General features: G+C 52.1%; 26 protein-coding genes. 9 read left to right on the forward strand and 17 right to left on the reverse strand.

Going from position 1 to position 25,694, the window contains the following annotated elements:
• Positions 1 to 398: 398 nt before the first annotated feature.
• Positions 399 to 722, reverse strand: coding sequence for an RNA recognition motif domain-containing protein (locus EG028_RS27375; protein ID WP_120519474.1), 324 nt, complete (start codon positions 720 to 722; stop codon positions 399 to 401).
• A 250-nt stretch (positions 723 to 972) separates the two neighbouring features.
• Between EG028_RS27375 and EG028_RS27380 the strand changes: the two genes are divergently transcribed.
• Entirely contained in the window at positions 973 to 1,692 is a 720-nt protein-coding gene (locus tag EG028_RS27380) for a hypothetical protein (protein WP_120519475.1), read from the forward strand.
• Between the two features lie 117 nt (positions 1,693 to 1,809).
• Here EG028_RS27380 and EG028_RS27385 read toward each other — a convergent pair whose 3' ends face one another.
• The 8 genes from EG028_RS27385 to EG028_RS27420 form a co-directional block, all read right to left on the reverse strand.
• The gene (locus tag EG028_RS27385) at positions 1,810 to 2,424 is read right to left on the reverse strand and encodes a DUF4230 domain-containing protein (RefSeq protein ID WP_120519476.1); all 615 of its coding nucleotides are present in this window, start codon (positions 2,422 to 2,424) and stop codon (positions 1,810 to 1,812) included.
• Positions 2,425 to 2,434: 10 nt separating this feature from the next.
• Positions 2,435 to 2,905, reverse strand: coding sequence for a GNAT family N-acetyltransferase (locus EG028_RS27390; RefSeq protein WP_120519477.1), 471 nt, complete (start codon positions 2,903 to 2,905; stop codon positions 2,435 to 2,437).
• 86 nt (positions 2,906 to 2,991) lie between these two features.
• Positions 2,992 to 3,639 carry a DUF6597 domain-containing transcriptional factor gene (locus tag EG028_RS27395; RefSeq protein WP_120519478.1) on the reverse strand — a complete coding sequence of 216 codons (648 nt, stop codon included), beginning with the start codon at positions 3,637 to 3,639 and terminating at the stop codon, positions 2,992 to 2,994.
• A gap of 196 nt (positions 3,640 to 3,835) precedes the next feature.
• Entirely contained in the window at positions 3,836 to 6,667 is a 2,832-nt protein-coding gene (locus tag EG028_RS27400; RefSeq protein WP_241559231.1) for an alpha/beta hydrolase family protein, read from the reverse strand.
• Between the two features lie 84 nt (positions 6,668 to 6,751).
• Positions 6,752 to 7,639, reverse strand: a complete 888-nt coding sequence (locus EG028_RS27405) for a DMT family transporter (RefSeq protein WP_120519480.1) — start codon at positions 7,637 to 7,639, stop codon at positions 6,752 to 6,754.
• Positions 7,640 to 7,648: 9 nt separating this feature from the next.
• Complete coding sequence (locus tag EG028_RS27410; RefSeq protein ID WP_120519481.1) at positions 7,649 to 8,365, reverse strand: polyprenol monophosphomannose synthase; 717 nt, start codon at positions 8,363 to 8,365, stop codon at positions 7,649 to 7,651.
• Between the two features lie 72 nt (positions 8,366 to 8,437).
• Positions 8,438 to 9,214 (reverse strand): 3'-5' exonuclease, encoded by a 777-nt coding sequence (locus EG028_RS27415; protein WP_120519482.1) that lies wholly within the window; start codon positions 9,212 to 9,214, stop codon positions 8,438 to 8,440.
• A gap of 5 nt (positions 9,215 to 9,219) precedes the next feature.
• Complete coding sequence (locus EG028_RS27420; protein ID WP_120519483.1) at positions 9,220 to 10,590, reverse strand: UDP-N-acetylmuramate--L-alanine ligase; 1,371 nt, start codon at positions 10,588 to 10,590, stop codon at positions 9,220 to 9,222.
• Between the two features lie 322 nt (positions 10,591 to 10,912).
• On the opposite strand from EG028_RS27420, the gene ytxJ reads away from it, so the two are divergent.
• The 8 genes from ytxJ (at position 10,913) to EG028_RS27460 (ending at position 13,906) form a co-directional block, all read left to right on the forward strand.
• Positions 10,913 to 11,236 carry a bacillithiol system redox-active protein YtxJ gene (gene ytxJ, locus EG028_RS27425; RefSeq protein WP_241559232.1) on the forward strand — a complete coding sequence of 108 codons (324 nt, stop codon included), beginning with the start codon at positions 10,913 to 10,915 and terminating at the stop codon, positions 11,234 to 11,236.
• An 82-nt stretch (positions 11,237 to 11,318) separates the two neighbouring features.
• The gene (locus tag EG028_RS27430; RefSeq protein WP_120519485.1) at positions 11,319 to 11,879 is read left to right on the forward strand and encodes a UbiX family flavin prenyltransferase; all 561 of its coding nucleotides are present in this window, start codon (positions 11,319 to 11,321) and stop codon (positions 11,877 to 11,879) included.
• 23 nt (positions 11,880 to 11,902) lie between these two features.
• Complete coding sequence (gene aroQ, locus EG028_RS27435) at positions 11,903 to 12,322, forward strand: type II 3-dehydroquinate dehydratase (RefSeq protein ID WP_120519486.1); 420 nt, start codon at positions 11,903 to 11,905, stop codon at positions 12,320 to 12,322.
• A 55-nt stretch (positions 12,323 to 12,377) separates the two neighbouring features.
• Entirely contained in the window at positions 12,378 to 13,007 is a 630-nt protein-coding gene (locus tag EG028_RS27440; protein WP_120519487.1) for a DUF6934 family protein, read from the forward strand.
• On the forward strand, positions 12,982 to 13,161 hold the full coding sequence (locus EG028_RS27445; RefSeq protein ID WP_120519488.1) for a hypothetical protein: 180 nt from the start codon (positions 12,982 to 12,984) through the stop codon (positions 13,159 to 13,161). Before EG028_RS27440 ends, EG028_RS27445 begins: the two co-directional genes overlap by 26 nt.
• Positions 13,162 to 13,218: 57 nt before the next feature.
• On the forward strand, positions 13,219 to 13,419 hold the full coding sequence (locus EG028_RS27450) for a hypothetical protein (protein WP_120519489.1): 201 nt from the start codon (positions 13,219 to 13,221) through the stop codon (positions 13,417 to 13,419).
• A gap of 44 nt (positions 13,420 to 13,463) precedes the next feature.
• Complete coding sequence (locus EG028_RS27455) at positions 13,464 to 13,661, forward strand: hypothetical protein (RefSeq protein ID WP_120519490.1); 198 nt, start codon at positions 13,464 to 13,466, stop codon at positions 13,659 to 13,661.
• 44 nt (positions 13,662 to 13,705) lie between these two features.
• Positions 13,706 to 13,906, forward strand: a complete 201-nt coding sequence (locus EG028_RS27460) for a hypothetical protein (RefSeq protein ID WP_120519491.1) — start codon at positions 13,706 to 13,708, stop codon at positions 13,904 to 13,906.
• Between the two features lie 52 nt (positions 13,907 to 13,958).
• Here the strand turns inward: EG028_RS27460 and bioB are convergent, their stop codons facing one another.
• From bioB to EG028_RS27500, 8 genes are all read right to left on the reverse strand, one after another.
• Positions 13,959 to 14,933: a biotin synthase BioB gene (gene bioB, locus EG028_RS27465; RefSeq protein ID WP_120519492.1), complete on the reverse strand. Its 975-nt coding sequence runs from the start codon at positions 14,931 to 14,933 to the stop codon at positions 13,959 to 13,961.
• Positions 14,934 to 15,029: 96 nt separating this feature from the next.
• Positions 15,030 to 16,130 (reverse strand): M42 family metallopeptidase, encoded by a 1,101-nt coding sequence (locus EG028_RS27470; protein WP_120519493.1) that lies wholly within the window; start codon positions 16,128 to 16,130, stop codon positions 15,030 to 15,032.
• A 59-nt stretch (positions 16,131 to 16,189) separates the two neighbouring features.
• On the reverse strand, positions 16,190 to 16,978 hold the full coding sequence (locus EG028_RS27475; protein WP_123864816.1) for a UbiA prenyltransferase family protein: 789 nt from the start codon (positions 16,976 to 16,978) through the stop codon (positions 16,190 to 16,192).
• 86 nt (positions 16,979 to 17,064) lie between these two features.
• A complete protein-coding gene (locus EG028_RS27480) occupies positions 17,065 to 17,589 on the reverse strand; it encodes an O-acetyl-ADP-ribose deacetylase (RefSeq protein ID WP_120519495.1) in 525 nt (174 codons plus the stop codon).
• Between the two features lie 168 nt (positions 17,590 to 17,757).
• Positions 17,758 to 19,371, reverse strand: coding sequence for an arylsulfatase (locus EG028_RS27485; RefSeq protein ID WP_120519496.1), 1,614 nt, complete (start codon positions 19,369 to 19,371; stop codon positions 17,758 to 17,760).
• A gap of 9 nt (positions 19,372 to 19,380) precedes the next feature.
• A complete protein-coding gene (locus EG028_RS27490) occupies positions 19,381 to 21,054 on the reverse strand; it encodes an arylsulfatase (RefSeq protein ID WP_120519497.1) in 1,674 nt (557 codons plus the stop codon).
• A 25-nt stretch (positions 21,055 to 21,079) separates the two neighbouring features.
• Positions 21,080 to 22,552, reverse strand: a complete 1,473-nt coding sequence (locus tag EG028_RS27495; RefSeq protein ID WP_120519498.1) for a RagB/SusD family nutrient uptake outer membrane protein — start codon at positions 22,550 to 22,552, stop codon at positions 21,080 to 21,082.
• Positions 22,553 to 22,569: 17 nt separating this feature from the next.
• Positions 22,570 to 25,653 carry a SusC/RagA family TonB-linked outer membrane protein gene (locus EG028_RS27500; protein ID WP_120519499.1) on the reverse strand — a complete coding sequence of 1,028 codons (3,084 nt, stop codon included), beginning with the start codon at positions 25,651 to 25,653 and terminating at the stop codon, positions 22,570 to 22,572.
• Between the last annotated feature and the right edge of the window lie 41 nt (positions 25,654 to 25,694).

The raw sequence follows: 25,694 nt of genomic DNA on the forward strand, positions 1-25,694 counted from the left end.
GTCTACACCGGGTCTACACCGGGTCTACACCGGGTCTACACCGGGTCTACACCGGGTCTACACCGGGTCTACACCGGGTCTACACCGGGTCTACACCGGGTCTACACCGGGTCTACACCGGGTCTACGCCGGGTCTACGCCGGGTCTACACCGCAAATCATTGTAAACCTATACCAGGACAAGACCGTTTTTCCCGGGAAGAAGCCGCTGCAAATATCTTCAGGCCGGAAGACAAGGGGTTACAAAAACCGTCTTTACAGGCACAAAAAACTTCCCCGGCGGAAATGGATATACGCAGGTGCCAACCGGGGCGTTCGGGGTCAGTAATCAGCCTGCAAGGCACAAAAAAAAGGCTTCCTGCAGGAAGCCTTTTATAGTGTCGAATAGATGTAAGCCAATTAATAACGACGATCGCGGCCACCGCCACCATATCCACCGCCACCGGGCCTGCCACCTCTGTTGCCGCCACCTGTGTTGGGTGCTTTCGGACGTGCTTCGTTGACCATCAGCTGTTTGCCTTCCACTTCACTACCGTTCAGACTCTCCATTGCCTTTGTACCTTCTTCTTGGTTAGGCATTTCAACGAATCCAAAACCACGTGAACGACCGGTTTCGTGATCTTTAATGATTTTTGCGGAGGTAACTTGCCCGAATTCGCTGAAGATTTGGTGAAGGTCCTCATCGTTCAACCTGTAATGCAGGTTGGCTACGTAGATGTTCATGATAAAAAAATTAAAAAATGAAAAATAATATTGAAGTTAAGGAATTAACTGAATAAAAAAAGAACTCCCCGCATTTTTCAAGGATTTGACGTATTTGATATATATGTTAAATAACCGTTAAATGCAATATCATAGCCGGTTTACACGGATTATATGCAGGGTAAAAAAATGTGAAAATCGGGGATGAAAGCGTTATGTATTAAAAAATTTCGTAAATTCAGTACAGGCCGGATTAAATGGCACGCCAACTATGAAAGCATTGAGTGACACATGGTTCGCGGAAGGGTTCATCGATTTTGAGCTGAAAAAATATACCCTGCTCGCGTACCTCCAGGAGATCAACCGTTATTTTAACGAGAACAAACTGTACCCGCAGCTCGGAGATGTCATCTTCCATTACAACAACCTGGCGGCTTTCAGGGACAATAAACAATTCCTTCAGCAACACTTTCCCAAACGCCTTACCGCCGTAAATATGGAGCGCCTCCAGCTCCTGTACGAACAGATGATTGCGGACGACGAACTGATGGACGAGCTGGAATCCATCCTCCAGTACGCGTTACAGAAGATGAACGGCACCATCAAAGAGGGCACGGAGATATACGAATTTGTACAGGAAAAACTGAATATCACACCGGTGGGCCTCATTCCGCTGGACAGCCAGGAAGGCTACATGCTACTGTCAGACGGGCGTTTCAGCGATACGCGCGTATACCGTTACCGCCTTACCATCTTCGAAAGGCATGATGAAAAATATCGCGGCATTCATACCGACTACATCAGCACCTACACGCGAAGCCTTACCCAGACCTACTCCGGCATTAAGCGCGACCTGATCCGCCATCGTAAAGACCTGCCTAACCCGGCAGTATATACGGTGGAAACAGACCTGGTGTTTCCGGTGGAAGAAACTTTACTGCCGGTGGCCAAACGCAGCCTGGTGAAGTATATCACGGTAGGCAACGCATAGATGCATCAGCATAAAAATGTAACCCCACCGCAAAAACAATTGCCCGCGCCCTATAAAAAAAGCTCGGCCGGTAAATTCCCCGCCAGGCTTAAATGTCTTTGAAACCTTTACCAGTAGCTATTTCAGTTGCAACCGTTTAGGCGCTTCGCTCCCGAATTTTATCTCTACATCATACTTCAGCGGCGCATAATAAGTGCCGATGATCTTCCTGATCTTTTCCTTGCTTTGCTCAATATACTGGCCGTTATTTTTCAATTGTTCCCGGGAAGTTTCATAAAGTTTTTTCTGTACATCCGTATAGGTTTCATCGTCAGAAAACATCAGCCAGCCTTTTTTATTGGCGGTCTCCATCTGGTTCAGCCGCAGCTCGTAACTTAGCAGGGCCGGGGCCGGGAGGCTTACCGTGATCAGTTTGTCCTTTTGCGAAACGGAGAAATTCTGGTCCGTTACATTCACGCCATACTTCGCGGTATAAGGCACCGTCACCCAGATAGTATTTTCGGCGAAAACGCGTTTCAGGTTGTCCGTCCATTCCCCGTTGTTCTCCACATTGCTGCGTTTGATGGAGGCGCTGCCCTGCACCTCAAGGCTCGCCAGTTCGGCGATCTCTTTTACGATCAGGCTGTTGGACAGCACCTGCTGGTTCACGTTCTTTGAGCCGGAACACCGGCCCAGCATGAAAATGCCGATTACAAAAAGAACAATGACCGCCCATTGGATGATCTTCTTCATACGAATATTTTTATGAGTGCGCCGCGTTCATTTCGGCGTACGTTTTACCAATCCTTTTACTCATGGACCTTTCCGGGAACTCCCATACGGCGAAACCAAACTGCTCGTACAGCCCCTGCGCATCCATGGTGATGAGCATCATGCGGCGTACATCCTGCAGGCCGGGGTGGGCGAGTATCACCTCCATCAGCCATTTGCTCAGTCCGCGTTTGCGCCAGGCATCCAGCACAAATACGTCCGCAAGATAAGCGAAGGTAGCCATGTCTGTGATCACGCGGGCAAAGCCGATCTGCTGCCCGTCTTCCGCATACAGCCCGAAACACAGGGAGCCTTCTATGCTCCTTTCCACGATTGCGCGGGGAATGCCTTCCGCCCAATAAGATTCTACGGAGAGGTAATGGTGGATCACATCGATCCGGAGCAGGGAGTTGTCTGTGGAAATGAGGAATCCTTCTTTCCGGGCTTCAATTATTCGTTGCATGGTCTCTTGATTAAGGCCCTAAAAATAATAAAAACGCCGGATGCATAGACCCGGCGCTCTTAATATTCCGTACGCTTGTTAAAAAGCTATGCGTATCGTTGCCTGCGCAGCAGACGAGTGTACAGCTGCGGGGTCAGCCCGGTTACTTCCATAAACTGGCGTTCCAGTGTATGGCGGCTGGTTTTGAAACGCAGGGCAAGCTCCAGCATGGCCACCTGCCCTTTTTGTTCAGTTAGGTAATCCACCATTTCATCCACCTGGCGGAGTGCCGGTTGCTGATGCGGTAATAGGCTTTCCAGGGCCGTGTCCAGGATATGATGAATTGAATGGATGTCTGAAGTCTGGTTCAGCTGGTCCGCCGTGTCTTTCCAGCGTGCGCTCACCTTGGTGAGGTCGCGGAAATAATTGGTCACGGATTCCATGCTGATGCCCATCAGCCGGTGGCTGGCGTATGCATTCAGCTGCACGATCACTGCGTTCAGCGGCCCGGTCACCCGTGCATCCACCGAACAGGTAAATGGTCCCGTTACAGATGCTTCAGGCAGTTCAAAAGCCGCATGATCCATGGGTTTGAATGCCAATCCGCCCTGTTGAATGAAAACCAGGTATTGTTTCCCCGCAGTAAAGAGTTTCTTTTTTGCAATCTCCGCAGCTGAAGTGATGTTCTGCAGAACGATATACTTTTGCACAAAAGGATGCAAAGTATTCTTAGGATAAAGGATATAGGTGTTCATAGGACTAATTGCGGTTTTATCTGTGAACCTTCCGCGCTAATTACTGATGTAAATATAGCTAAATTCCTATATGCAAGATCATTTTAATTAGAAAAATTTCTACGATACGTGGAAGTTGTTGAAAATCTTCCACTTAACGACAAAATAACAAAGCCCCGGGATCAACCGGGGCTTCGTACTATTAAAACGTTGAAAATCAATAATCCAATCCCCAATCCTTTCCTTTTTCGGTAGCCGGTACACCTTTGCTCAGCCATTTCGGGGCGGGGGCGCCTTTCAGAAAATGGTCGAAGAACTGCTGCTCCCGCACCTGGATGTCTTTCCGGTTCTGCCGCTGAACCAGGTTATGGGCCTCTCCATTATAATTAAGCATCCATACCGGTTTGCCCAGGCGGCGCATGGCGGTGAACATTTCAATGCCCTGGTACCAGGGTACGGCCCCGTCCGCATCATTGTGCATGATGGCCAGCGGCGTGGTCACTTTGGGAATATGGAAAAGCGGCGAGTTTTCGATGTACAGCTCGGGTTTGTCCCACAGCGTGGCGCCGATGCGGCTCTGGGAATGTTCGTACTGGAACTGCCTGTTCATCCCGCTTTCCCAGCGGATGCCACCGTAGGCGCTCGTCATGTTGGCCACCGGCGCGCCGGCCCATGCGGCTTTGAATAACGGCGTGGCGGTAATAAGGTAACATACCTGGTAACCGCCCCAGCTCTGGCCTTGGATACCCATGTTAGCTTTGTCTATCCAGGGATTTTTAGCCAGTGCTTCGGCGCCGCTTACGATGTAATCATAAGCGCTTTTGCCCGGGCGGCCCGTTTCATACCGGATGTCCGGCGCGAGCACCACATAACCGCGGCTTACGAAGAACGTAATGTTCAGCCTCGATGGGGTGGGCGCGGGCGCCTGGTAGGTGTACAGCCCGTCCGTCAGTTTTTCGTAGAAATAAATAAGGACGGGATATTTTTTATTCGGGTCAAAGTCTTCTGGTTTGTAAAGGATGCCTTCGGTGGTTTTGCCGTTGTAGGTATTCCAGCTGAAAAGCTCCGCGGTGCCCCAGTTGTATTGCTGCTGCTGCGGGTTCAGCGCGCTGATGCGTTCCGCTTTGGCTACGTCCGCACCCGCGAACACATCCGGCGATTCTGAAAAGTTGCTCCGCTGGAACAGGTACATGTCCGCGTTTTTCGCCTTGTCCACGGCGGAGTAGGACCAGGGGCCCATCACCAGTTGCTGCGGGCCTTTTTTATCCTGGAGTTTCAGGCTCCACAAGCCGCCGTATTTGCTGGAATCGTTTTGCGCAGCTAGCAGCAGCGATTGTTTGGGAAGATAAAAACGTTCGTCCCTGTCCAGCTTCAGGATGCGGAAAGAAGTACGCTGCCTGCGGCCTTCGCCTTTGGTGAGGTTCACCGGGGCTTCCCTGGCCAGCGGGTCCACCTGCCAGATATCGTAACGGTCGTTGATATACACATATTTATCATGCTCCTGCCAGCCGTTCACACCGTAGGGGCGCGGGTAATCGGGCATGTCCATCTCTTCGTCCGTGATACGCGCCGGAATGTTTGCGCTGATCACGCGGCTGGTACCGGTGGCGGTTTCGTAGGTATGCCACTGGCCTTCCGGCTGGTCGAACCAAAGGATAAAACGGGCTTCGGGAGAAATGAAGAAGGTGCCGTCCACCTCTGTTTTGATAGGTTTACGCTCACCCGTGCTGATGTTCACAGCGTAACCGGTTTTGAGCGTACTGCCGGTCCATTGCAAGGCCACGCGGCTGTTCGCATCCGTATAACCGAAACCGTACGCGGCGTTTCCTTCGTCGCCGGGCAAGAAGTTTTCCATGGAAAGATCACCAAGCTGTACCATCCGCTGCTGCGCGGGAAAGTACACAGCGGCGTAATTCCTTTTCAGTTCCCTGTCGAGGTTTTTCAGCTGCATGGTTTGCAGGTAATCGTCCTGGTAATGCCACACATCCACTTTCGCCACTTCAAAATCCACGATGGTGGTGTCTTTCGGTTTGGGGATAGGGGCGGTGCCAAAAAAGAGGCGTTCGCCGTTGCGGGAAAAAGTGAGTGTGCCGTCTTCGGAAACGCTCCATTTCGCCGGGATGCCTTGTGTGGATTTTGTGACAGCTATCCGCGCGCTGTCCTGCCCGGGTTTAAAATAATACAGGGCGTAAAATTTCTGCAATGCTTTTGCGCTGTCGCGGCTGCCGAGGTAGGCCAGCTGCTGACCATTGTCGTCAAAGGAAAACTGTGCAAAGGTGCCATGCCCGTTGCTGAGTATGTTTGATTTCCGGCTGGCCACGTCCCAGAGCATCACCGAGGGTTTGGCCAGGGAATCTTTTTTAGGAGGATTAGTGACCAGCACGAGGCGGTTGCCGGGTTTGCTGATGGTGTAGGAGGTCACGCTTTTTATGGTGTCCGCCTGCTGTTTGCCGAGGTACATGATCACGAGGTCGCCCGCGTCCGCGCCGCCGGGTTTGCCGGGAGCGTCATCGTCCGCATCCGCCGTGCCGTCCTTCAGGGGAGCGGGTTTCACGAGGGTGGCCCGGGCGGAGGTGTCTTTGGGTTTTTCCTTCAGGTAGGCCAGCAGCCCGCTGCCTTTTTCCGGTGTTTTGAATGATTTAACGGCCGGTATCCTGGTGATGCTGGTCTGCCCCAGCTCCAGTATGCCGAGGGAATCCTTGGGCATGTCCGCGGGGAGTTTCTTTTTGATACGCGCCTGCCGCGTGTCCTGGAAAAGCGGTTTGATGTAAAAAACCACGTAGCGGGAATCTTCCGTGATCACCGGTGCGGAACCACGCGGCACGCTTACCTGCTGGCCGTTGCGAAGGTTGCGGATCACCAGCGTGGCGTCCCCTTCCTGCGGGGTCACGGTGTAGGCGGCCCACTGGCCATTGTTGCTGATGGTTTTAACGCCAATGCTTTGCCAGCCATCGTATACGGTATGGTCCAGCGGTTTTTTGGATTGGGCAAATACACATGCCGGCATAAGAAAGGCCAGGGATAAGCCCCACCTTAGGGATCGTGTCATAGCAGAATGGTTTAGAACTTGGTTGAGACAAGCCCGAAATTAATAATTTTCCGGTGGACAGGATAGGTTTAAGAGGATGGACGGTCATGCCAGGGGCAGGCTGCGGCGGTGCTGGCGGAGCACGCGGAGCATCTGCAGCACGACGGACAGCAGGATGAGCCCCAGGCCGGCGTAAAACCCTCCCTGCAACAGTTTGTTTTCCTGGAAAATAATAAAGGCCAGGACGATGCTGTATAGCGGTTCGAGGTTAAAACACAGGTTCACCGTAAAAGCGGAGATCTTCGTCAGCGCGTGCATAGACAGGGAGTACATGAGCACGGTGCAGAACCAGGCGAGGATCAGCAGGTACACGGTATCCATCGCGGAGGGCAGGAAAGAGGCTACCGGGAAGGCGCTGAGGTAAAAGGGCATGAGCAGGCTGAGGCCGAGGAAACCGATGCTCAGTTCATAAAAGGTGATGCTGGCGGTATCGTATTTCACCACCAGTCTTTTGTTGAACACGGTGAACAGGGCGCAGAACATGGAGGAGATAATACCCAGGATGATGCCCGTGCGATATTGCGTGTCAAAATGAAAGATCAGCAGGATGCCCGCGAGGGTGAGCATACTGAGGAGCACTTCTATCCTGTCGAACCGGCGGCGGTTGATCAGCGGGTCGAAGATGGCGGTGAAGAGGCTGGTGAGGGAAAAACAGACCACGCCGATGGACACGTTCGCGTATTTGATGCTGCCGTAGAAAAAGATCCAGTGCAGCATCACGATACAGCCGGTGCCGCCGATGCGGAGGATGGCCTGCATGGGCAGTTTTTTCAGTTTACCCTGCCAGCGGAATAAAATGTACATGGTGACGGCGGTGATCAGCAGCCGGTACCATACGAGCATACCTTCATTCAGGGAGATCAGTTTACCGAGAATACCGGTAAAACCTGCGAGAAAAACAGAAAGATGGAGCTGTAAGAATGCTTTTTTCACGGTTAAGGATTAGCCAAATAAGCTTTGCCACTGTATCTTCAATACGCCTAAAATGCCTTCCTTCACAATGCCTTTGCTCATTTTGGAATAGCCTTCCTTTCGGTCTATAAAAGTGATGGGAACTTCTTTGATTGTAAAGCCCAGTTTCCAGGCGGTAAATTTCATTTCGATCTGGAATGCGTAGCCCACAAACTGGATCTTGTCAAGCTTGATTTTTTCAAGCACTTCGCGTTTATAACACACAAAACCCGCGGTTGCATCCTTTACCGGTATCCAGGTTACACAGCGTACGTAAATGGATGCGCCATAGCTCAGTACAGCGCGGTTCCAGGGCCAGTTTTCCGTTTTGCCGCCGCGTACATAGCGGGAGCCTACGGCCACATCGGCGCCTTCGTGTGCGCATGCCTGGTAGAGGCGTACGAGGTCTTTGGGGTTGTGGGAAAAGTCCGCATCCATCTCGAAGATGTATTGGTAACCCTTTGCCAGCGCCCATTTGAATCCATGGATATATGCAGTGCCCAGGCCTTGTTTCCCGCTTCTTTCTTCAATGAAAAGTTGACCGGGATGCTCCGCCTGCATTGATTTTACGATCGCGCCGGTGCCATCCGGAGAACCGTCGTCTACGATCAGGATATGAAAGTCCTGCTGCAATGAGATCACCGCCCCGATGATCTGGCGGATATTGTCCTTCTCATTGTACGTAGGTATGATAACTAATTTTTCCAATTAGCACGGTTTTTAATAAGGATGGCAAAAATAGATAAAGTCGCGCGCAAATTAGCACGTTTTAATAAAACATTATGATTTTTTTAGTACCATACTGGTGTAGATTTCCGTCAGTTTCTGTTTGGTGTTCAGGGGGAAATCGGCTTTCATCATCCAGTCATAATATTGGGGCTCCGATTTCAGTACGTCCCTCACAGCTTTTCCTTTGTATTTACCAAAGTTAAACATTTCCACGCCGTTCTGCATCACGATGCGGCGTGCAAAGTCCACATACTCATCTTCTTTTGTAAAAGCGGCGAGTGCGTCCACATCGGCTTTCAGCTGTGATTCATACCGTACGAGCTGCGCTTCCAGTATCTCGAAGGTGGCGAGTGCGTCCGCTTCGGCGCTGTGGGCGTTGATGAGGTCTTTGTCGCAGTAGAATTTATAGGCGGCGCTGAGCGTGCGTTTTTCCATCAGGTGGAATATTTTCTGCACGTCTACAAAACGGCGGTTCTCCACTTCAAAAGTTTGCCCGGCGCGGAGAAATTCTTCCACGAGCATGGGGATATCAAACCGGTTTGAGTTATAGCCGGCGATATCGCAATGTTCCAGGAACTGCCTGAATTCATTGGCTACCTGTTTGAAGAGGGGCGCGTCTTTCACGTCATCGTCGGAAATACCGTGTATGGCGGTGCTTGCGGCGGGGATGGGCATACCGGGGTTGATCCGCTTTACTTTGTTCTGCACGGACCGGTCCGGCATTACTTTTATTACGGCGATCTCAATGATCCGGTCTGTGGCTACATTGGTTCCTGTTGTTTCCAGGTCAATCACAGCAAGGGGGCGGGTAAGTTGTAAAGCAGACATTATTGTTATTGTGGTTTCTGTACCGTTAAATATTTTTTCAGTTCTGTAAGGTTCAGCCCTTCGTAATCGCCGGAGCTCATGAGCAGGAGGTTGGTATTGTCAAAATCCTGCTGGTCGAGGAATTGTTCCAGCGCCTGGCGGTCTGTGAGCACTTTGAGGTCTTTGCGGGCAAAGCCGTTGCGGATCACGTCGGGCTCCAGGTAAGGCATCCTTTTGATCTCGAGGGCATGGCCGCTGTAGAATACAGCCGCAACGTCCGCCGGGTCCAGGGCGCCATTATATTCGGTCATAAAGTCCGCGTTCAGGCTGCTGTAGGTGTGCAGTTCCAGCACGGCAACGAGTTTGCGGCTGGGGTACTGGTTCCGCAGGGCCTGTATGGTGGCTTTTACTTTGGAGGGTGCATGCGCGAAGTCGCGGTAAATGGCGGTTTGTTCGTCTTTTACCACCAGTTCCATCCTTTTGGCGGCTCCCTTAAAGGTGGCGATGGCCGCCAGGAAGTCGATATCCCCCACGCCCAGGGCGCGGCATACCAGCAGGGCGGCATGGATGTTCAGGAGGTTGTGCTCGCCAAACACCAGCAGGTCCGTGGAGGCGTTGCCGAAGCGTACGCGGGTATGGCCGTTGAGAATGGTATATTCCGGTACGCCGTAGGGGACACATTCCAGGTGGCCGGCTTCTTTTTCAACGAGTTTGCGCAGCGTTTCGTCCGTATGATTATAGATCAGTCTGCCGCCCGGCTCCATGGTGCGGATAAAGATGGCGAACTGCTCAAGATAATTGTCGAAAGTGGGGAATACGTTGATATGATCCCATGCGATGCCGCTCAAAACGGCGATCTGGGGGTGCAGGAAATGGAATTTCGGCCTTTTTTCCAGCACGGAAGCGGGGTATTCGTCCGCCTCGCACACAATCAGGGGGGCATCCGTGACGTTTACGGACTGGGCAAAACCTTCCAGGCGGGCGCCCACGAGGTAGTCGAACTGCACGCGGCATTGCTGCAATACGTGCATGATCATGGAGGTGATGGTGGTTTTGCCATGGCTTCCGCCAACGGCCACGCGGGTTTTGTCTTTACTTTCCTGGTAAATGTACTCCGGGAAGGAATAGATCTTCAGGTTCAGCTCGCCAGCGCGGATCAGCTCGGGGTTATCGGCCCGGGCGTGCATGCCGAGGATGACGGCGTCCAGGTCCGGGGTGATCCTGGACGGGTCCCAGCCTAAGGTGGCGGGGAGGATGCCGGCCTGGGCCAGGTTGCCACGGGAGGGCTCAAATATCTCGTCGTCGCTGCCGGTCACCTGGTAGCCTTTGTTCCGCAGGGCGATGGCCAATTGGTGCATGACGCTCCCGCCTATTGCAATAAAATGTACTTTTGCCATGCTTATCAGGTCCTTGTGCGCTATCTTCGGATTTAATAACGGGCCGTTAACAGCACATAGGATTGTTTTTTTTAATATAAAGTATATATTTGCAAAATAACGTTACAAAACACGAATCACAAAGTTCTACAATCCAAGCCTATGAAATTTCGTTTATTTACTAAAAAGCAGACTATGAAATCAGGACGCCGTATTTTCGGTATTGTATGTTTGATGGCAGTATGCGCTGCCATGTTTTCTTCCTGCGCCTCCCAGAAGTTGGGCTGCCCTATGAAGATCACCAAGGTACAACATGTAAAAGACAAAAACTGTTAGGATTATTATGTGGATCGCATTGGAAAGTGAAGAGCAATTGACGGCGATAAAATCCCGTTCTTTCGAACAACCGGTAGTTATATTCAAGCACAGCACCCGTTGTTCCACCAGCAGCATGGTAAAATCCCGGTTGGAGCGGAGCGAGGTGCCGAAGGGTTTTGATTTTTATTATCTGGACCTGATCAGGTACCGTTCTGTGAGCAACAGGATTGCGGAGATGTTCGGCGTAGAGCATGAGTCGCCGCAGGTGCTGGTGATACGCGACGGGAAATGTGTATATGACGAAAGCCATATGGCCATACGGATGGAGGAGCTTACGGAGATGAGCTGATAAAGACATTTAACTGAATAACAGGCCCTGTTGAAAAGTATTTTACTTCTCAACAGGGCTTTGTTTTTTGTAGCTTTGCTATATGAACAATCGTATAGTAGTTGCGGTTACCGGGGCCAGCGGTTCCATTTATGCCCGCCAGTTGCTCAGTAAACTGGCTGCGTTGAAGGGCCAGGTGGAGCAGGTAGCCATTGTGATGACGGAGAATGCCAAAACCGTGTGGGAAACCGAGCTGGAGGACAAAGGGTTTGAAAACCTTCCATTCCCGGTTTTTTCACAGCATGACTTTCACGCGCCATTTGCATCCGGCAGCGGGCGTTACAATATCATGATCATCTGCCCGTGTTCCATGGGTACGCTGGGGCGTATAGCCGGCGGGATATCGAACGACCTGATCACGCGGGCGGCGGACGTGGTGCTCAAAGAGCGCCGCAGGCTGATCTGTGTGCTGAGGGATACGCCTTACAACCTGGTGCATATCCGCAATATGCAGACCGTTACGGAAGCAGGTGGTATTATCTGCCCCGCCACACCGTCCTTTTACAGCAAACCCCGCACGATAGAAGAGGTGGCCGCAACGGTGACGGACCGGGTGATTGACCTGGCCGGCCTTCAGCAGGACACTTTCCGCTGGGGGGAATAAACATTACCACTACAAATCCGAATATGAAAATAGCGATCATCAACGGCCCTAACCTGAACCTCCTGGGCAAAAGAGAGCCGGAAGTATACGGCAGCCTTACATTCGAACAATACCTGGAAACGCTGAAGGCGCAATTTCCGGAGGTGGCGTTTTCCTATTATCAAAGCAATGTGGAAGGGGAGATCGTGAATCACCTGCATCATGTGGGCTTTGACCACGACGGCATCCTGATGAACGCGGGCGCCTATACGCATACTTCCGTGGCTATCCGCGATGCGATCGCCGGTATCAAAACGCCGGTGGTAGAAGTACATATCAGCAATATTTATGCGCGGGAAGAGTTCCGTCATACGTCGCTGACGGCGGCAAAGGCGGTGGGTGTGATCTGCGGGCTGGGGATGAAGGGATATGCGCTGGGCGTACGTTTTTTCCTCGAAAAATAATCTCCGGAAAGGTGAGAAATTTGATGCCGGGAGTGAGATATTCTCAGGGGTGAAAATGGGTGTGGATGAGGGGTTTGGGGTAAATTTGGGGATGAGTATAAGTAGTCATTATGCGGTAACAAGAGTTGAAAGTTTTGACGATAAGTTACGCTTTCAGTTTCAAAGTCTGGGCCGTGAAAAATTACCTAAAGCAATAGAGTTTGAGCCAATGCCGATGCGGTTAACTGGCAGACAGGTCTATAACCTTGGATTTGGTGACAACGTACAGGATGGTGACATAGAGATAGTTGATACGACAGTCAGCAATAATGGGGATGTTTATCGGGTATTTAATACGGTCCTAAATACGATACTTGTTTTCTTCCAGGATCACCCCGGAGCTGCTATTCATGTCAGAGGGAGCGATGGGTTGAAGGATTATTTTGACAGATGTATCCTTAATTGTAGAAAGGCATGTATTGTAAGCTGCAAGAAAGAAGGAAGAAGAATGGGAGTTTATCGTGGTTTTGTCAATAAGCACTATGATCAACTGATAGTTGATTACAATTTACTCGGAGGTACTGACTGTCATGATCCGCCACGCATTGATTGGGAGTATTATAGAATTGGCAAACCATATGATGTTATACTAGTTTTTAAAAAAGTTAAACCGCCAAAACATGAAAACAAAAAAGATCATTATTGAAATACCCGCTGATAAAACCCTTGAAGAGGTACAGGAAATATTGAGAGATGTGGCAAACATGATCGGGAAAAGCATACCAAGACATCGAATCGCAAAAGCAGAGGAGTATCTGAAAAATTCAGTTTGGCCTGAAGGTCTTGAAGCATTGTTGTAAAAGCTGTGCTGGCCGAATTATCTTTTGCATCTGTGGACCCCTCAAAATCGCCAAAACATGGAAAACGGAAAAATTACGATTGAAATACCTGTGGGTAAAACTCATGAAGAGATCAGAAGGATATTAGCAAGTATCGAAAGTGTTATCAGGAAAAACATGCCCCAGCGGAGAATCGCAGAGGCGGATGAGATTTTACAGAATTCAGTTTGGCCACAAGGCCTTGAAGAATTGTTAAAAAGGTCCGTACCTACAAAGTAAAATTGTTTCGAACTGTTTTTTCGAGAATCCCAAAACACCAAAACATGGAAACAAAAAAGATCATTATTGAGATACCCATAGGTATGCCTGTTGAAACAAGAGACAGGCTGGTCAAGCTGGCACTCAGCCTTATTGGGAAAACAGTCTTTCCTCAACGGCTTGCCAAAGCAGAAGAAATACTGAGGAATTCGGTATGGCCCTCCAATCTGGAGGAACTGTTAGCAGGGAAAGCATCGACCTGATATCAAATAGATTATGCCAGTCTTAAAAATAAAAACACCAAAACATGAAAACGGAAAGAATTACAATAGAGGTACCTGGCAACACAACCGTTAAAGAAGTCCAGGAAATATTAATGAATGTGGCAGATATGCTCGGGAAAAACAGCCCGGGGCAACAGATCACAGAGGTCTTCGACACGTTAAGGAACGCCGCCAGGCCAAAAGACACCGGCACATTTTTCACCGGCCCCACCGCCTCCGCCTGAAAACAAAAAAGGCTGCACTTCATAGCGCAGCCTTTTCTACTAAAATATCCTCTTAATGTGCATGCACATGTTCTTCTTTAAACGCTTCACGCGGTTTCAGCCCCAGCAGTTCAAACATCATATGATCTTCCTCAAATGAAGGGTTTTTGGTGGTCAGCAGTTTCTCACCGGTAAAGATGGAATTAGCGCCTCCCATAAAACACATCGCCTGCTCGGAAAGGCTCATTTCTGCACGGCCGGCGCTCAGGCGCACCATCGCTTTCGGCATCAGGATGCGCGTGGTCGCGATCATACGCACCATATCCCAGAACTCAACCTTGGGCAGATGCTCCAGCGGAGTGCCTTTTACGCGGGTAAGCGCATTAATGGGCACGGAATCCGGATGCTCGGGCATAGTGGAAAGGGTGAGGAGCATATTGATGCGGTCCTCGTGGCTTTCGCCCAGGCCGATGATACCACCGCAGCAAACGGTTACACCAGCTTTACGTACATTTTCGATCGTTTTGAGACGGTCGTCGTAAGTACGGGTGGTGATGATTTCACCGTAATATTCGTCTGAAGTGTCAAGGTTGTGGTTATAGGAATAAAGGCCCGCATCCGCCAGCTTTTGCGCCTGCGTATCGGTGAGCATGCCCAGGGTACAGCATACTTCCATGCCTATTTCGTTTACCCCTTTCACCATTTCGATCACACGGTCAAAGTCGCGGTTGTCGCGCACTTCTCTCCACGCGGCGCCCATACAAAAGCGGGTGGAACCGGCTTCTTTGGCTTTTTTGGCATACTCCAGCACTTCGTCCTTTTTCATCAGGGCCTGTACATCGATGCCGGTATTATAGCGGGCTGCCTGGGGGCAGTAAGCACAGTCTTCAGAACAACCGCCGGTTTTGATGGAAAGCAGGGTGCAAACCTGTACTTCCGCAGTATCCTGGTATTCACGGTGCAGCGTGGCTGCACGGTACATCAGCTCCAGTAATGGCGTGTTATAGATATCCTTTATTTCTTCGAGTGTCCAGTCGTGACGGATCATAAGCTTCGGATTTGACGGCAAACCTATAAAACTATTGCGAATTATCAATTACGAATAACGAATTATATTATTGTTTAATTGATAAAGCCCTAGGGGTTACAGGTAGTGAAAGTTAGTTTTAGGTGTGATATTCAGTAAAGTGTGGTAGATCAGCTGGATGGTCTGCTCAATATCGTCCTTTTTGACCATTTCCACCGTGGTATGCATATAACGCAGGGGAAGGCTGATGAGGGCGGACGGCGTACCGTCGTTTGAGTAGGCGAAAGCATCCGTGTCCGTACCCGTGCTGCGGCTTACGGCATGCAGCTGGTGGGGGATCTTCTCCTTTTTGGCGGTGGAGATGATCAGGTCGCGGAGGATGTTGTGAACCGCCGGGCCGTAGGTAATGCTGGGGCCGCCGCCGCATTTGATCTCCCCTTCGATGTTCTTATTGATCATCGGGGTGGTGGTATCGTGGGTCACATCCGTGATGATGGCTACATTCGGCTTGATGCGTTTGGCGATCATCTCGGCGCCGCGCAGGCCTACCTCCTCCTGTACCGCGTTCACGATATAAAGGCCGAAAGGCAGGCGCTGTTTGTTCTCGGTGAGCAAACGGGCCACTTCCGCGATCATAAAGCCGCCAATACGGTTGTCTATGGCACGGCAAATGTAATAGTCGTAATTCAGCTCTTCGAAACCGTCTTCAAAGGTCACTACGCAGCCTACGTGAATGCCCAGGTCTTCCACTTCTTTGCGGGAGCGGGCGCCGCAGTCCAGGAAGATGTTGTCCACCTTGGGCTGGGGTTCTTTGCCATCGCCGCTGCGAAGGCGTGTATGAATGGCGGGCCAGCCGAATACGGCTTTCACCATGCCTTTTTCGGTATGGATGTTCACCCTTTTGGAAGGAGCGATAGCCTGGTCAGAACCGCCGTTGCGGATCACGTAAATGAGCCCTTCGGGGGATACGTAGTTCACAAACCAGGAGATCTCATCCGCATGCGCCTCGATCACCACTTTAAAAGCGGCTTCGGGGTTGATGATGCCCACAGCGGAACCGTATGGGTCCACGATGGTGTCGTCGATATAAGGTTTGAGGTATTCCAGCCATAGTTTCTGCCCTTCTTTCTCAAAGCCGGTAGGGGCAGGGTTATTCAGGTAGTTTTTCAGGAAGGTCAGCGATTCCTTTGTAAATATTGATTTCTGTTTTTTAGACATCGTATGTTCAGGTTATTATTTATATCCGGCAAAAATACGGATTCCGCGCATTAGGCCCGTCAAATTCCGCCGGCGGCCAGCCAGGCAAAATGCAAAATGGCGGAAAACATCATCAGCCCGTCCAGGAAAAAGTAATACACATAATCGGAGGTATGCTTTTGCGCGTAGGCTTTTACAAGGGCCGTCACCGCCACGGGCGCCAGCAGGCTGAATACGACAAACAGCGGCACCGCGGGCGCCAGCGCCAGGGCAAAACCGGCCGCGATGACCAATGAAATATAATAAAGCCGGTCCAGCAGGCGGTCCGGCAAAGCGGTGATCAGGCTGCGGATGCCCTGCCCGCGGTCTTCTTCACGGTCCCGGTAGTCGAACAGGATGCAGATGGCGTAAATGAGGAAAAAACGGTAAACGGCGAGGAACACCAGGTCCCGGGTGTCCGCAAACATCATGTCCGCCATGAACGCCGGCAGGAGCGTGGTGACGTACATCCATACAAAAGACAGGAAGATGGTTTTGCCCACCGCGATCTTTGCCAGCCAGCGGAAGGCGGGATGCGGCAGTTTAGGCGCGGAATACAGGAAGGTGAGTACCACGGCCCCGGTGATGGGCAGCCAGTGCTGCCAGAGGTGGATAAAGAACCACAAAGAGCCCAGCAGCCCGATGACACAACCCGTCAGTTGCAATGCACGCTGCCGCTGCCCCCAGAGGATGCGTTCGGAATTCCGGATGGAGCCTGGCGTGAGGTACCAGTGGAAATTATAACTGCAGATGGTGGAGAAAAATACGAAGCCGGCGAAGTTCAGCCTGTCCAGCTTCAGCTGCAATATCTCTTCAGACTGCCATACCATGGCCAATGCACATATCGCGATATATATCGAGCTAAACAGCAGGAAATTAAAAAAGCCCCGGATCATTCGGCTAAAATAGGGAGAAATTACTTTTCCTTCAGCAGGGATTCGTAGAGGGCGTAATTTTCATCGTCAAAACATACGAAGGTGACGGACAGGGGCTCTTCATGCTGGTTCAGGAATGTTTTCACGGTATCGATAGCTATCTGCGCGGCGAGGTCTTTGGGGAAATGATAAATGCCCGTGCTGATATTCGGGAAGGAAATGGTATGGATACCGTTTTCTATGGCCAGTTTCAGGGCGTTCCGGTAGGCGTTGGCCAGCAGCTGCGGTTCGTTTTTATCGCCGCCGTTCCATACGGGCCCTACGGTGTGAATGACGTATTTTGTTTTCAGGTTGCCTCCGCCGGTGATTACTGCTTCGCCTGTTTTACAACCGCCCTGCCGGTTGCGTATCCTGATACATTCGTTGAGTATCTCAGGCCCTCCCGCGCGGTGAATGGCCCCATCCACCCCGCCTCCGCCCAGCAGGGAAGAGTTGGCGGCGTTCACGATCGCATCCGCGTTCTGTTTGGTGATATCTCCTTTGATGAGATAGATCTTGTTTGGCATAATTGGAGCATTTTGCGGTATCAACCGCTTAATAAAGGTATCGAATAATAAATACTTTGCAGCACAATCACCTTGTTCACGGGCGTTGGCATAAAGGCCGTCCGCTGGGTGCGAAACTAAAAAGCCATCCCGTAAAGGGATGGCCTGGCTCTCGAAATTCACGTTTACTTACTTACTGTCGAATATAGATTTGGGTTTGATGAGGTCATATTCTACCACGCCGGTCCTTTTGGCCCAGTCGAAATAAGAGGCGGACAGCTCATTCACAACCTGGCGGTTCTGCTGTGCCAGGTCGGTGGTTTCACCGCGGTCTTTTTCGATGTCATATAATTCCCAGCGGTATTGCGGGTAACTTGAAACAAGTTTCCATTTTCCTTTTCTTACAGCCCTGTTGCCCGCTCTTTCCCAGAAGATAGGCTCTTCGCGGTTCAGCTCCGTATTCGAAAAGAAAAGCGGCGCCAGGCTTTTGCCGGGCAGCTGGTTGGTGGTTACACCATGGTATTGCGCGGGATATTTTGCGCCCGCTATCTCGTAGAAAGTTGGCGCGAGATCTATCAGGTGGGCCGTGCCTTTGGCAATGCCTCCTTTTTTGATCTTAGCGGGGAACCATGCGATCAATGGCGAGCTGATGCCGCCTTCGTACATGGAGTTTTTGAACGCGCGGAAAGGAGCGTTGGATACAAATGACCAGTTTTTTCCCTGTGCTTCAAAAGACCCTGCCGTGCCTACGGAACCGGAGTTGCGGCCGGCTTTTTTGCCGCCGTGCGCCACGTCTTCAGCCGGCGCGCCATTGTCTGAAATAAATACGATGAGGGTGTTGTCATCTTTTTTCAGTGCCTTGAGTTTGTCCAGCAGCTTGCCCACACCCTGGTCCATCCGGTCCACCATCGCGGCGAATACTTCCATTTTGGCCGCCCAGAGTTGTTTTTCATCAAAAGTGAGGTTGTCCCAGTCCGGCACGGTTTCATCGCGGGTGGCTACTGTTTGCCCGGGCGCGAGCAAACCTAGTTTTGCCTGGCGCGCCAGGCGCTCGTTGCGCAGGGAATCCCAGCCGATATCGTAACGGCCCTTATATTTCGCAATGTCTTCCGGAAGCGCCTGTAAAGGCCAGTGCGGAGCGTTGTAAGCGAGGTACAGGAAAAACGGCTTCTCCGATTTATTTTGTTCTTCGATAAAAGCCACGGCGTTGTTCGTGATCTCGTCCGTGAAATAATAGCTGTTATCTGCGGGATGCTGGCGTTTGTTGTTTTTCAGCAGTACCACCGGATATTCCCCGCCCCTGATGGGCATGGGTTTGGCGTCAAAATAATTGGCGCCGCCGCCCACAATACCATACGATTGTTCAAACCCGCGCTGGTTGGGCCAGCTCAGGCTATCGTTGCCCACGTGCCATTTGCCGGAAAGCAGCGTACTGTAACCCGCGCCTTTCAGCACTTCGGCAAGCGTGAGGGATTCACGGTTCAGGAAACCCTGGTAAGCGGGCAATCCGAGGTTCACATCAAAGTAGCCGATGCCTGCTTTATGCTGGTACTGCCCGGTAAGCAGCGAGGCGCGGGTGGGCGCGCAGATGGAGTTGTTGTAGAACTCTTTCAGGCGGAGGCCTTCTGTGGCCAGCCTGTCCAGGTTCGGCGTGCGGATCTCGGAGCCGTATGCACCCAGGTCCGCGTATCCCATATCATCCACCATGATGAGGATGATGTTCGGTTTTTTCTGTGCCTGTACTTTGCCGGCCAGCAGCACGGCAGCCAATATAGTGGCGGAAGCGATGAATAGTCTTTTCATGTCGGTTGTTTAGGGGTTTCGTTGAGCACTGCGCTGCCTGCCGGATGTAGCGGTGGCATTGGTGTTGGTATTTGTGGTGTTGCTGTTAAAAGGCCCTGCAAACCCGGAAGGCCCGGCAGGTTTGATCTTGTCGTAGTCCACCACGTCGTTGTTCTTCGCCCAGCTGTCATAAGCGGCGGAAAGCTCGCTGACGATCTGCGGGTTTTGCGCGGCAAGGTCTTTGGTTTCCGCGCGGTCCGCTTCTATATCGTACAATTCCCATTGATTACGCGGGTAGGATGACACGAGTTTCCATTTGCCATTGCGCACCGCGCGGTTGCCCGCCCGCTCCCAGAACAGCGGTGTTTTACGGCTTATTTCCTGTTGTGTGAAAAAAAGCGGGGCAAGACTGACGCCCGGCAGGGGATGGGTGTTCACCTGGTTAAAAACGGTGGGGTAACCGGCTCCCGCAACTTCGTAAAAAGTAGGGGCCAGATCGATGAGATGGGCGGTGCCGCGGGCAAAGGTGCCGCCTTTGATCTTAGCGGGGTACCAGGCGATCAGCGGCGAACTGATGCCACCTTCATAAGCGGTGGCCTTGTAGGAGCGGTGGGGTGAGTTGGATACATACGCCCAGTTCTGCTCCTGGTAATCATAAGAGCCCGCCGTGCCGATAGGCCCCGAGCTGCGCTGGCGTTTCCTGCCGGTGGGTATGAACCCGCCCTGGGCACCATTGTCCGAGATAAATACGATCAGTGTGTTATCATCTTTTTTCAGCTCTTTCAGTTTGGCAAGAATGCGGCCGATGCCCTGGTCCATCCGGTCTATCATGGCGGCGTAGACTTCCATTTTTTTCTCCCAGAGTTTTTGTTCGTCGTACGTCAGGCTTTGCCAGGCGGGTACTTCAGCGTCCCGTGAAATGGTCGTGTTGGCATTGATCAATCCGAGTTTTTTCTGCTTGTCAATCCGCTGCGTGCGCAGGGAATCCCAGCCGATGGAATATTTTCCCTTGTATTTCGCGATGTCTTCCGGCCGTGCCTGCAAAGGCCAGTGCGGCGCGTTGTACGCTACGTAGAGAAAAAACGGTTTGCCGGTTTTGTCCTGCTCGTCCAGGAATTTTTCGGCATGGCCGGCTATTTCGTCTGTAAGGTATTGACCGGGCTGCAGCGTGACCTGCTGGTTGTTTTCCACGAGCTGCACGGGTGGCACCTTTTCTTTGTATGGACTGATGTCATAATAATTACTGGCGCCGCCAATGAACCCGAAGAATTTATCAAACCCGCGCTGGTTTGGCCAGCTGAGGCTATCGTCACCCACATGCCATTTGCCGGACATGAGCGTGCTGTAACCGGATTGTTTCAGCACTTCCGCCAGCGTCAGCGAAGATTTGTTCAGGTAACCCTGGTAGGCGGGCAGCCCGAGGTTCACGTTAAAATAACCGATCCCGGCTTTGTGGGCGAACTGGCCCGTCATCAACGAAGCGCGTGTGGGGGCGCAGATGGAGTTGTTGTAAAACTCGCGCAGGCGCAGGCCTTCGCGGGCCAGCCTGTCCAGGTTGGGCGTGCTGATCTCGGAGCCATACGGCCCGATGTCGGAGAATCCCATATCGTCCACCATAATGAGGATGATATTGGGTTTCTTTTGCTGTTGGGCCATGCTGTGTTGAAAGATACCGAGTAGGGCCAGCAATATGCATATTCTCATGTGAAAGGGTTTGTCTCGTTGATGGTTAGTTTACCCATAGCGGGTCTTGTTTGAGTTTTGGGTTCAGGTTCAGTTCCCGCTGCGGTGTGGGGAAATGGATGTGTTTGGGCGCTGCCAGCGTTTTTCCTGCCGCCTTCAGTGTTTTTACATAATAGTCGGGGCCGCGGCGCACGAGGTCAAACCAGCGCTGGTATTCAAACACCAGTTCTTTTCTCCGTTCCTGGAATACGCTGTCCCGGAAATCATTTACAGACAGGGAAGGTGCAATGTTCCGCAGCAGCGGGATACCCGCGCGTTGTCTTACTTCATCTATTGCATCATAAGCCCCGGAAGTGGGTGTCTGGTGTTGTTCATTGAGGGCTTCGGCATAAATGAGCAGCACTTCCGCATAACGGATAATGGGCAGGTTGCGGGAAGACTGGCCGGGGTTGCCCACCACGGCGGGGTCGTAGTATTTGTGAAGGTGCGGCTCAAAGGTATAAAGCCTTCCATCTGTCGGGCTCACCATTTGTGTAATGAAGGTAACGCTTCTGCGGGTATCCGTTTCGGCAAAACTTTCATACAATCCGCCCTGCTTGTGAATGGCATCCGCATAGTCGCCGTTGATGCCGGGCACTTCATTCGGCGCGGAGCGGCTGGCCAGGCTGTTCCCCTGGTATCCGGCGTTGCCCTGGAACTGTGCGGAGAAGATATGTTCCTTCCCGTTTTTCTTCGACACTTCAAATACATCCCCGAAATTCTCAAAGAGCCCGTACCAGTGTTTGTCGATCACTTCTTTGCTTTTGGCGGCGGCATTGGGCCAGTCCTGTTGGGTGAGGTATACTTTGGCCAGCAGGCTTTTGGCGGAGCCGGCGCTTGCCCGGCCGATGTCCGCGCTGCCGTATTCATTGGGCGCCGGCAGGTTTTCCGCATCCCGGAGGTCTTTGATGATCTGCTGATATACATCGGCTGCGGGGGATTTTGCTACATACAGGGCTTCGGGGGAAAAGGATGTCGTTTCGTGCAGCACGATGGGCACGTCGCCAAACCAGCGCACGAGGTTAAAATAATGCAGCGCCCGCAGGAACTTGGATTCATTGATCAGCCGCGCGCGGATGTTTTCGGAGATCTTACCGGCTGGTATCAGCGGGATGCGGTCTATGGCGATGTTCGAGGTGTTGATGGCGTCATAGCTTTGTTTCCACAGTTGCTCCATCCTGTCGTTGGACGCGTCGTGCGTGAGGCCGGAAATGGCGCGTACGTGCGCGTTCCTGGCTCTCGGGCCGGCTTCGTAATCGTCGGTGGCCATTTCCACGCCTATCTGGAACAGGCTGTTGTAAAGGGACTGTCCTGTTTCGTAGAGTTTACGGTAACTGGCGGTGACCGCCGCGGTGGCCTGCTGCTCGTTCTGGTAAAACTGCTCCGTGACCAGCTGCGATGCCGGCTCTTCATCAAGGCTGGAGCAGGCGCCGGATGAGAGGATGAGGATGAAAAAAAATATTTCGGATGTACGTTTCATCAAACATAAGTTTAAGATCAGAAAGAAATTTTAGCGCCGGCGCTTACCGTCCTGGATACGGGGTAAATGCCGGAATCCGTGCCGGGCGATACATTGCTGCCGGAAGTCACTTCCGGGTCGAAGCCGGTGTAGTTCGTCCAGGTCAGGAGATTTTGCGCGGATACATATACTTCAACCGAGGCGATATTGCGGAAGACGGAGCGGGGGAGGGAATAACCCAACGCGATGTTTTTCACACGCAGGAAAGAACCGTCTTCAATAAACCGGTCGGAGAATACGGGCGCGGGGTCCAGCTTGGCGCGCGGGATCTGCGTGTTCGTATGTTCAGGCGTCCAGCGGTCGAGGGCTGAAGCGGCCGCGTTTTGCTGGCCGGTGAACAGCTCCAGCTGCTGGCGGTTGGAATTAAGTATTTTGTTGCCGTATGATCCTTGCAGGAATACAGAAAGCGAAAGCCCTTTCCAGTCGAAAGTATTGTTCAGGCCAAAGATAAAATCAGGTTGCGCATTGCCGATAATGGTGCGGTCTGCCGCTGTGGTGAACAGTTTGTCGCCGCTGATATCCTTATACAGCCTGTCGCCTGGTTTAGGTGTGGCGCTGCCGGTGTATTGTCCTTTGCCGGCTTCTTCGCCCGGCTGCAGGATGCCGTCGGTAACAGTGCCGTAAAAGCTGCCCAACGGCTCGCCTACACGGATGATGTAATTGCCCGTGATGTAGGACCGGGCTCCATTGCCCAATGTGAGCACCTTATTGCGGTTGAGCGAAAAGCTGAGGTTCGTGTTCCATCCCAGCGCGCCGGTGAGGTTCCGGCTGTTTACGCCTATCTCAAATCCTTTGTTCTGTACGGAACCGAAGTTTTGCAGGGATGCATTCTGCCCGGTGGTCCAGGGGATCTCAACGCTCAGCAGCAGGTCCTGCGTCTTTTTGTAATATCCGTCCAGCGATACCTGGAGGCGGTTATTAAATAACCCCACATCAATGCCCGCATTGTACTGATAGGTGGTTTCCCAGCCCAGTTTGTCGTTCGGGATGCGTGAGGGCGCGAAGCCGGTAAATGTTTTGCCGCCGAAGAGATAAGTGAGGCTGTACAATGCCGCCAGCGACTGGTATTCCCCGATCTCCAGGTTTCCGGTGGTGCCAAAACTGGCCCTGATCTTCAGGTCGCTGATGGTTTTACTGAGCGCCCTGAAGAACGGTTCGTTGCTGACGCGCCATGACGCAGCCGCGGAAGGGAAGTAGCCCCATTTGTTGCCTTTGCCGAAGCGGGAAGATCCGTCCGTCCTGATGCTGGCGGTGAAATAATACCGGTTGGCGTAATTATAGTTCACACGCGCCAGCCACGAGTGCAGCACCCAGGCGGTGGCATCGGAATAGGGGCGTACGAGCGTGGCGCCGCTTTGCAGGTTGTTGTAGGTGAGGTCGTTTGTTACAAAGTTTTGTGCGCCGCTGCGGCTTACGTCGCTGGTGTATTCCTGCTGCGTAAAACCTGCGAGCGCGTCGAAGTTATGTTTCCCGAAAGACTTTGCGTATGAAACTGTATTCTCGTTCAGCCATGAATAGGAACTGTAAGTGCCCTGTCCGGCGGAGCCGTTTGTCTGCGCGCCTTCATAGATGGTAGAGGGAATGTAACTTTTTTCGTTGGTGGTATTCACGTCCGCGCCAAAAAGCACCTTTACCTGCAAACCTTCCAGTATTTTATATTCCGCGAAGGCGGTGCCGAAGAAGCGGTTGGTGATGGATTTGTTGATCTGTTCATTGATGGTGGCCACGGGGTTTGCGAATATATTTTCAAATGGGTTACGCAGGGTGTAACTGCCGTCAGGCTCATACACGGTAGCGGTGGGCGGCATGATCAGCAGGGAAGATACGATGCCGGCCGGCGCAACGTTCGCATCGCTTTTGCTGGCAGTGAGCGCGGCGCTTACTTTGAGCCTGTCGAAGGGATTGGCGTCCACATTGGCGCGTATGCTGAAGCGGGAAAAATCTGTGTTGCGGATGATGCCCTGCTGATTAAAATAGTTGCCGGAAAGAAGGTAACGCGTTTTGGCGCTGCCCCCGCTGATGGTCAGTTGGTGGCTTTGCTGCGGCGCGGAGCGGAAGGCTTCGTCCTGCCAGTCTGTTCCGCGTCCCAGCTGGTCTATCTGTGCCTGGGTGAGGTATTGATTTTTCCCTCGTGAAGGATTGGCGTCGTACAGTACTTCGTTGCGTAATACGGCAAAGTCCTTCGCGCCTAAAACCGCTATCTTTTTACGAAGTGACTGAACGCCATAAAGTACTTCATAAGAAAGAGCGCTTTTATCCGCCTTTCCCTTTTTGGTGGTAATGATCACCACGCCGTTCGCGCCACGTGAACCGTAAATGGCAGTGGCGGAGGCATCTTTCAATACGTCGATGCTTTCGATGTCCGAAGGGTTGATGTTTGCCAGGGGATTCACCGGCGTGCCGCTGAGGATGCCCGCGCTCACGGGATTGTTATAAACCGGGAAGCCGTCTATCACATACAAAGGTTCATTGCCGCCCTGTATGGAGCTTCCGCCACGTATGCGGATGCTGACGCCCCCGCCGGGCTGCCCGGACGTCTGCGTTACCTGTATGCCGGGCACGGAGCCTTTCAGCGCCTGGTCCAGTGAACTGACAGGCTGTTTCAGCAGGTTGCCTGACACGGATGAAATGGAACCTGTAAGGTCGCTTTTCTTTTGTGTGCCATAACCGACTACCACCACATCATTCAGCTGGTTCTGCACTGGCTCCAGCCGTATTTCCACCTGTCCTGTTTCGGCGATCACTTCCTGTTTTTTATACCCCAGGAAACTGACGATGAGGGTGTAGGGGAATTTCTGCCCGGTCACAAAACCGAACTTCCCCTGTTCGTCCGTGCTCACACCGTGCGTGGTGCCTTTGATCTGCACTATCGCTCCCGGCAGGGCTTCGCGGCTAACGGCGTCTACCACGCGGCCGGACAGGCGCGAGTTGATCAACGGCACAGTATGCTCCTGCGCGGCCAGTATCAATGGTTGTGAAATGAATAAAAACATCGTGACATACCGTAACCACAACCGCTTTTTGATGCGGTTACGGAGCAGCCTGTTGGTTGGAATTTGCATATAGGTTGTTGATTGATTGTGTAAGGCAATAAAGATCCTGT

It is taken from the genome of Chitinophaga barathri, assembly GCF_003807585.1.
In the GTDB taxonomy this organism is placed as follows: domain Bacteria; phylum Bacteroidota; class Bacteroidia; order Chitinophagales; family Chitinophagaceae; genus Chitinophaga; species Chitinophaga barathri.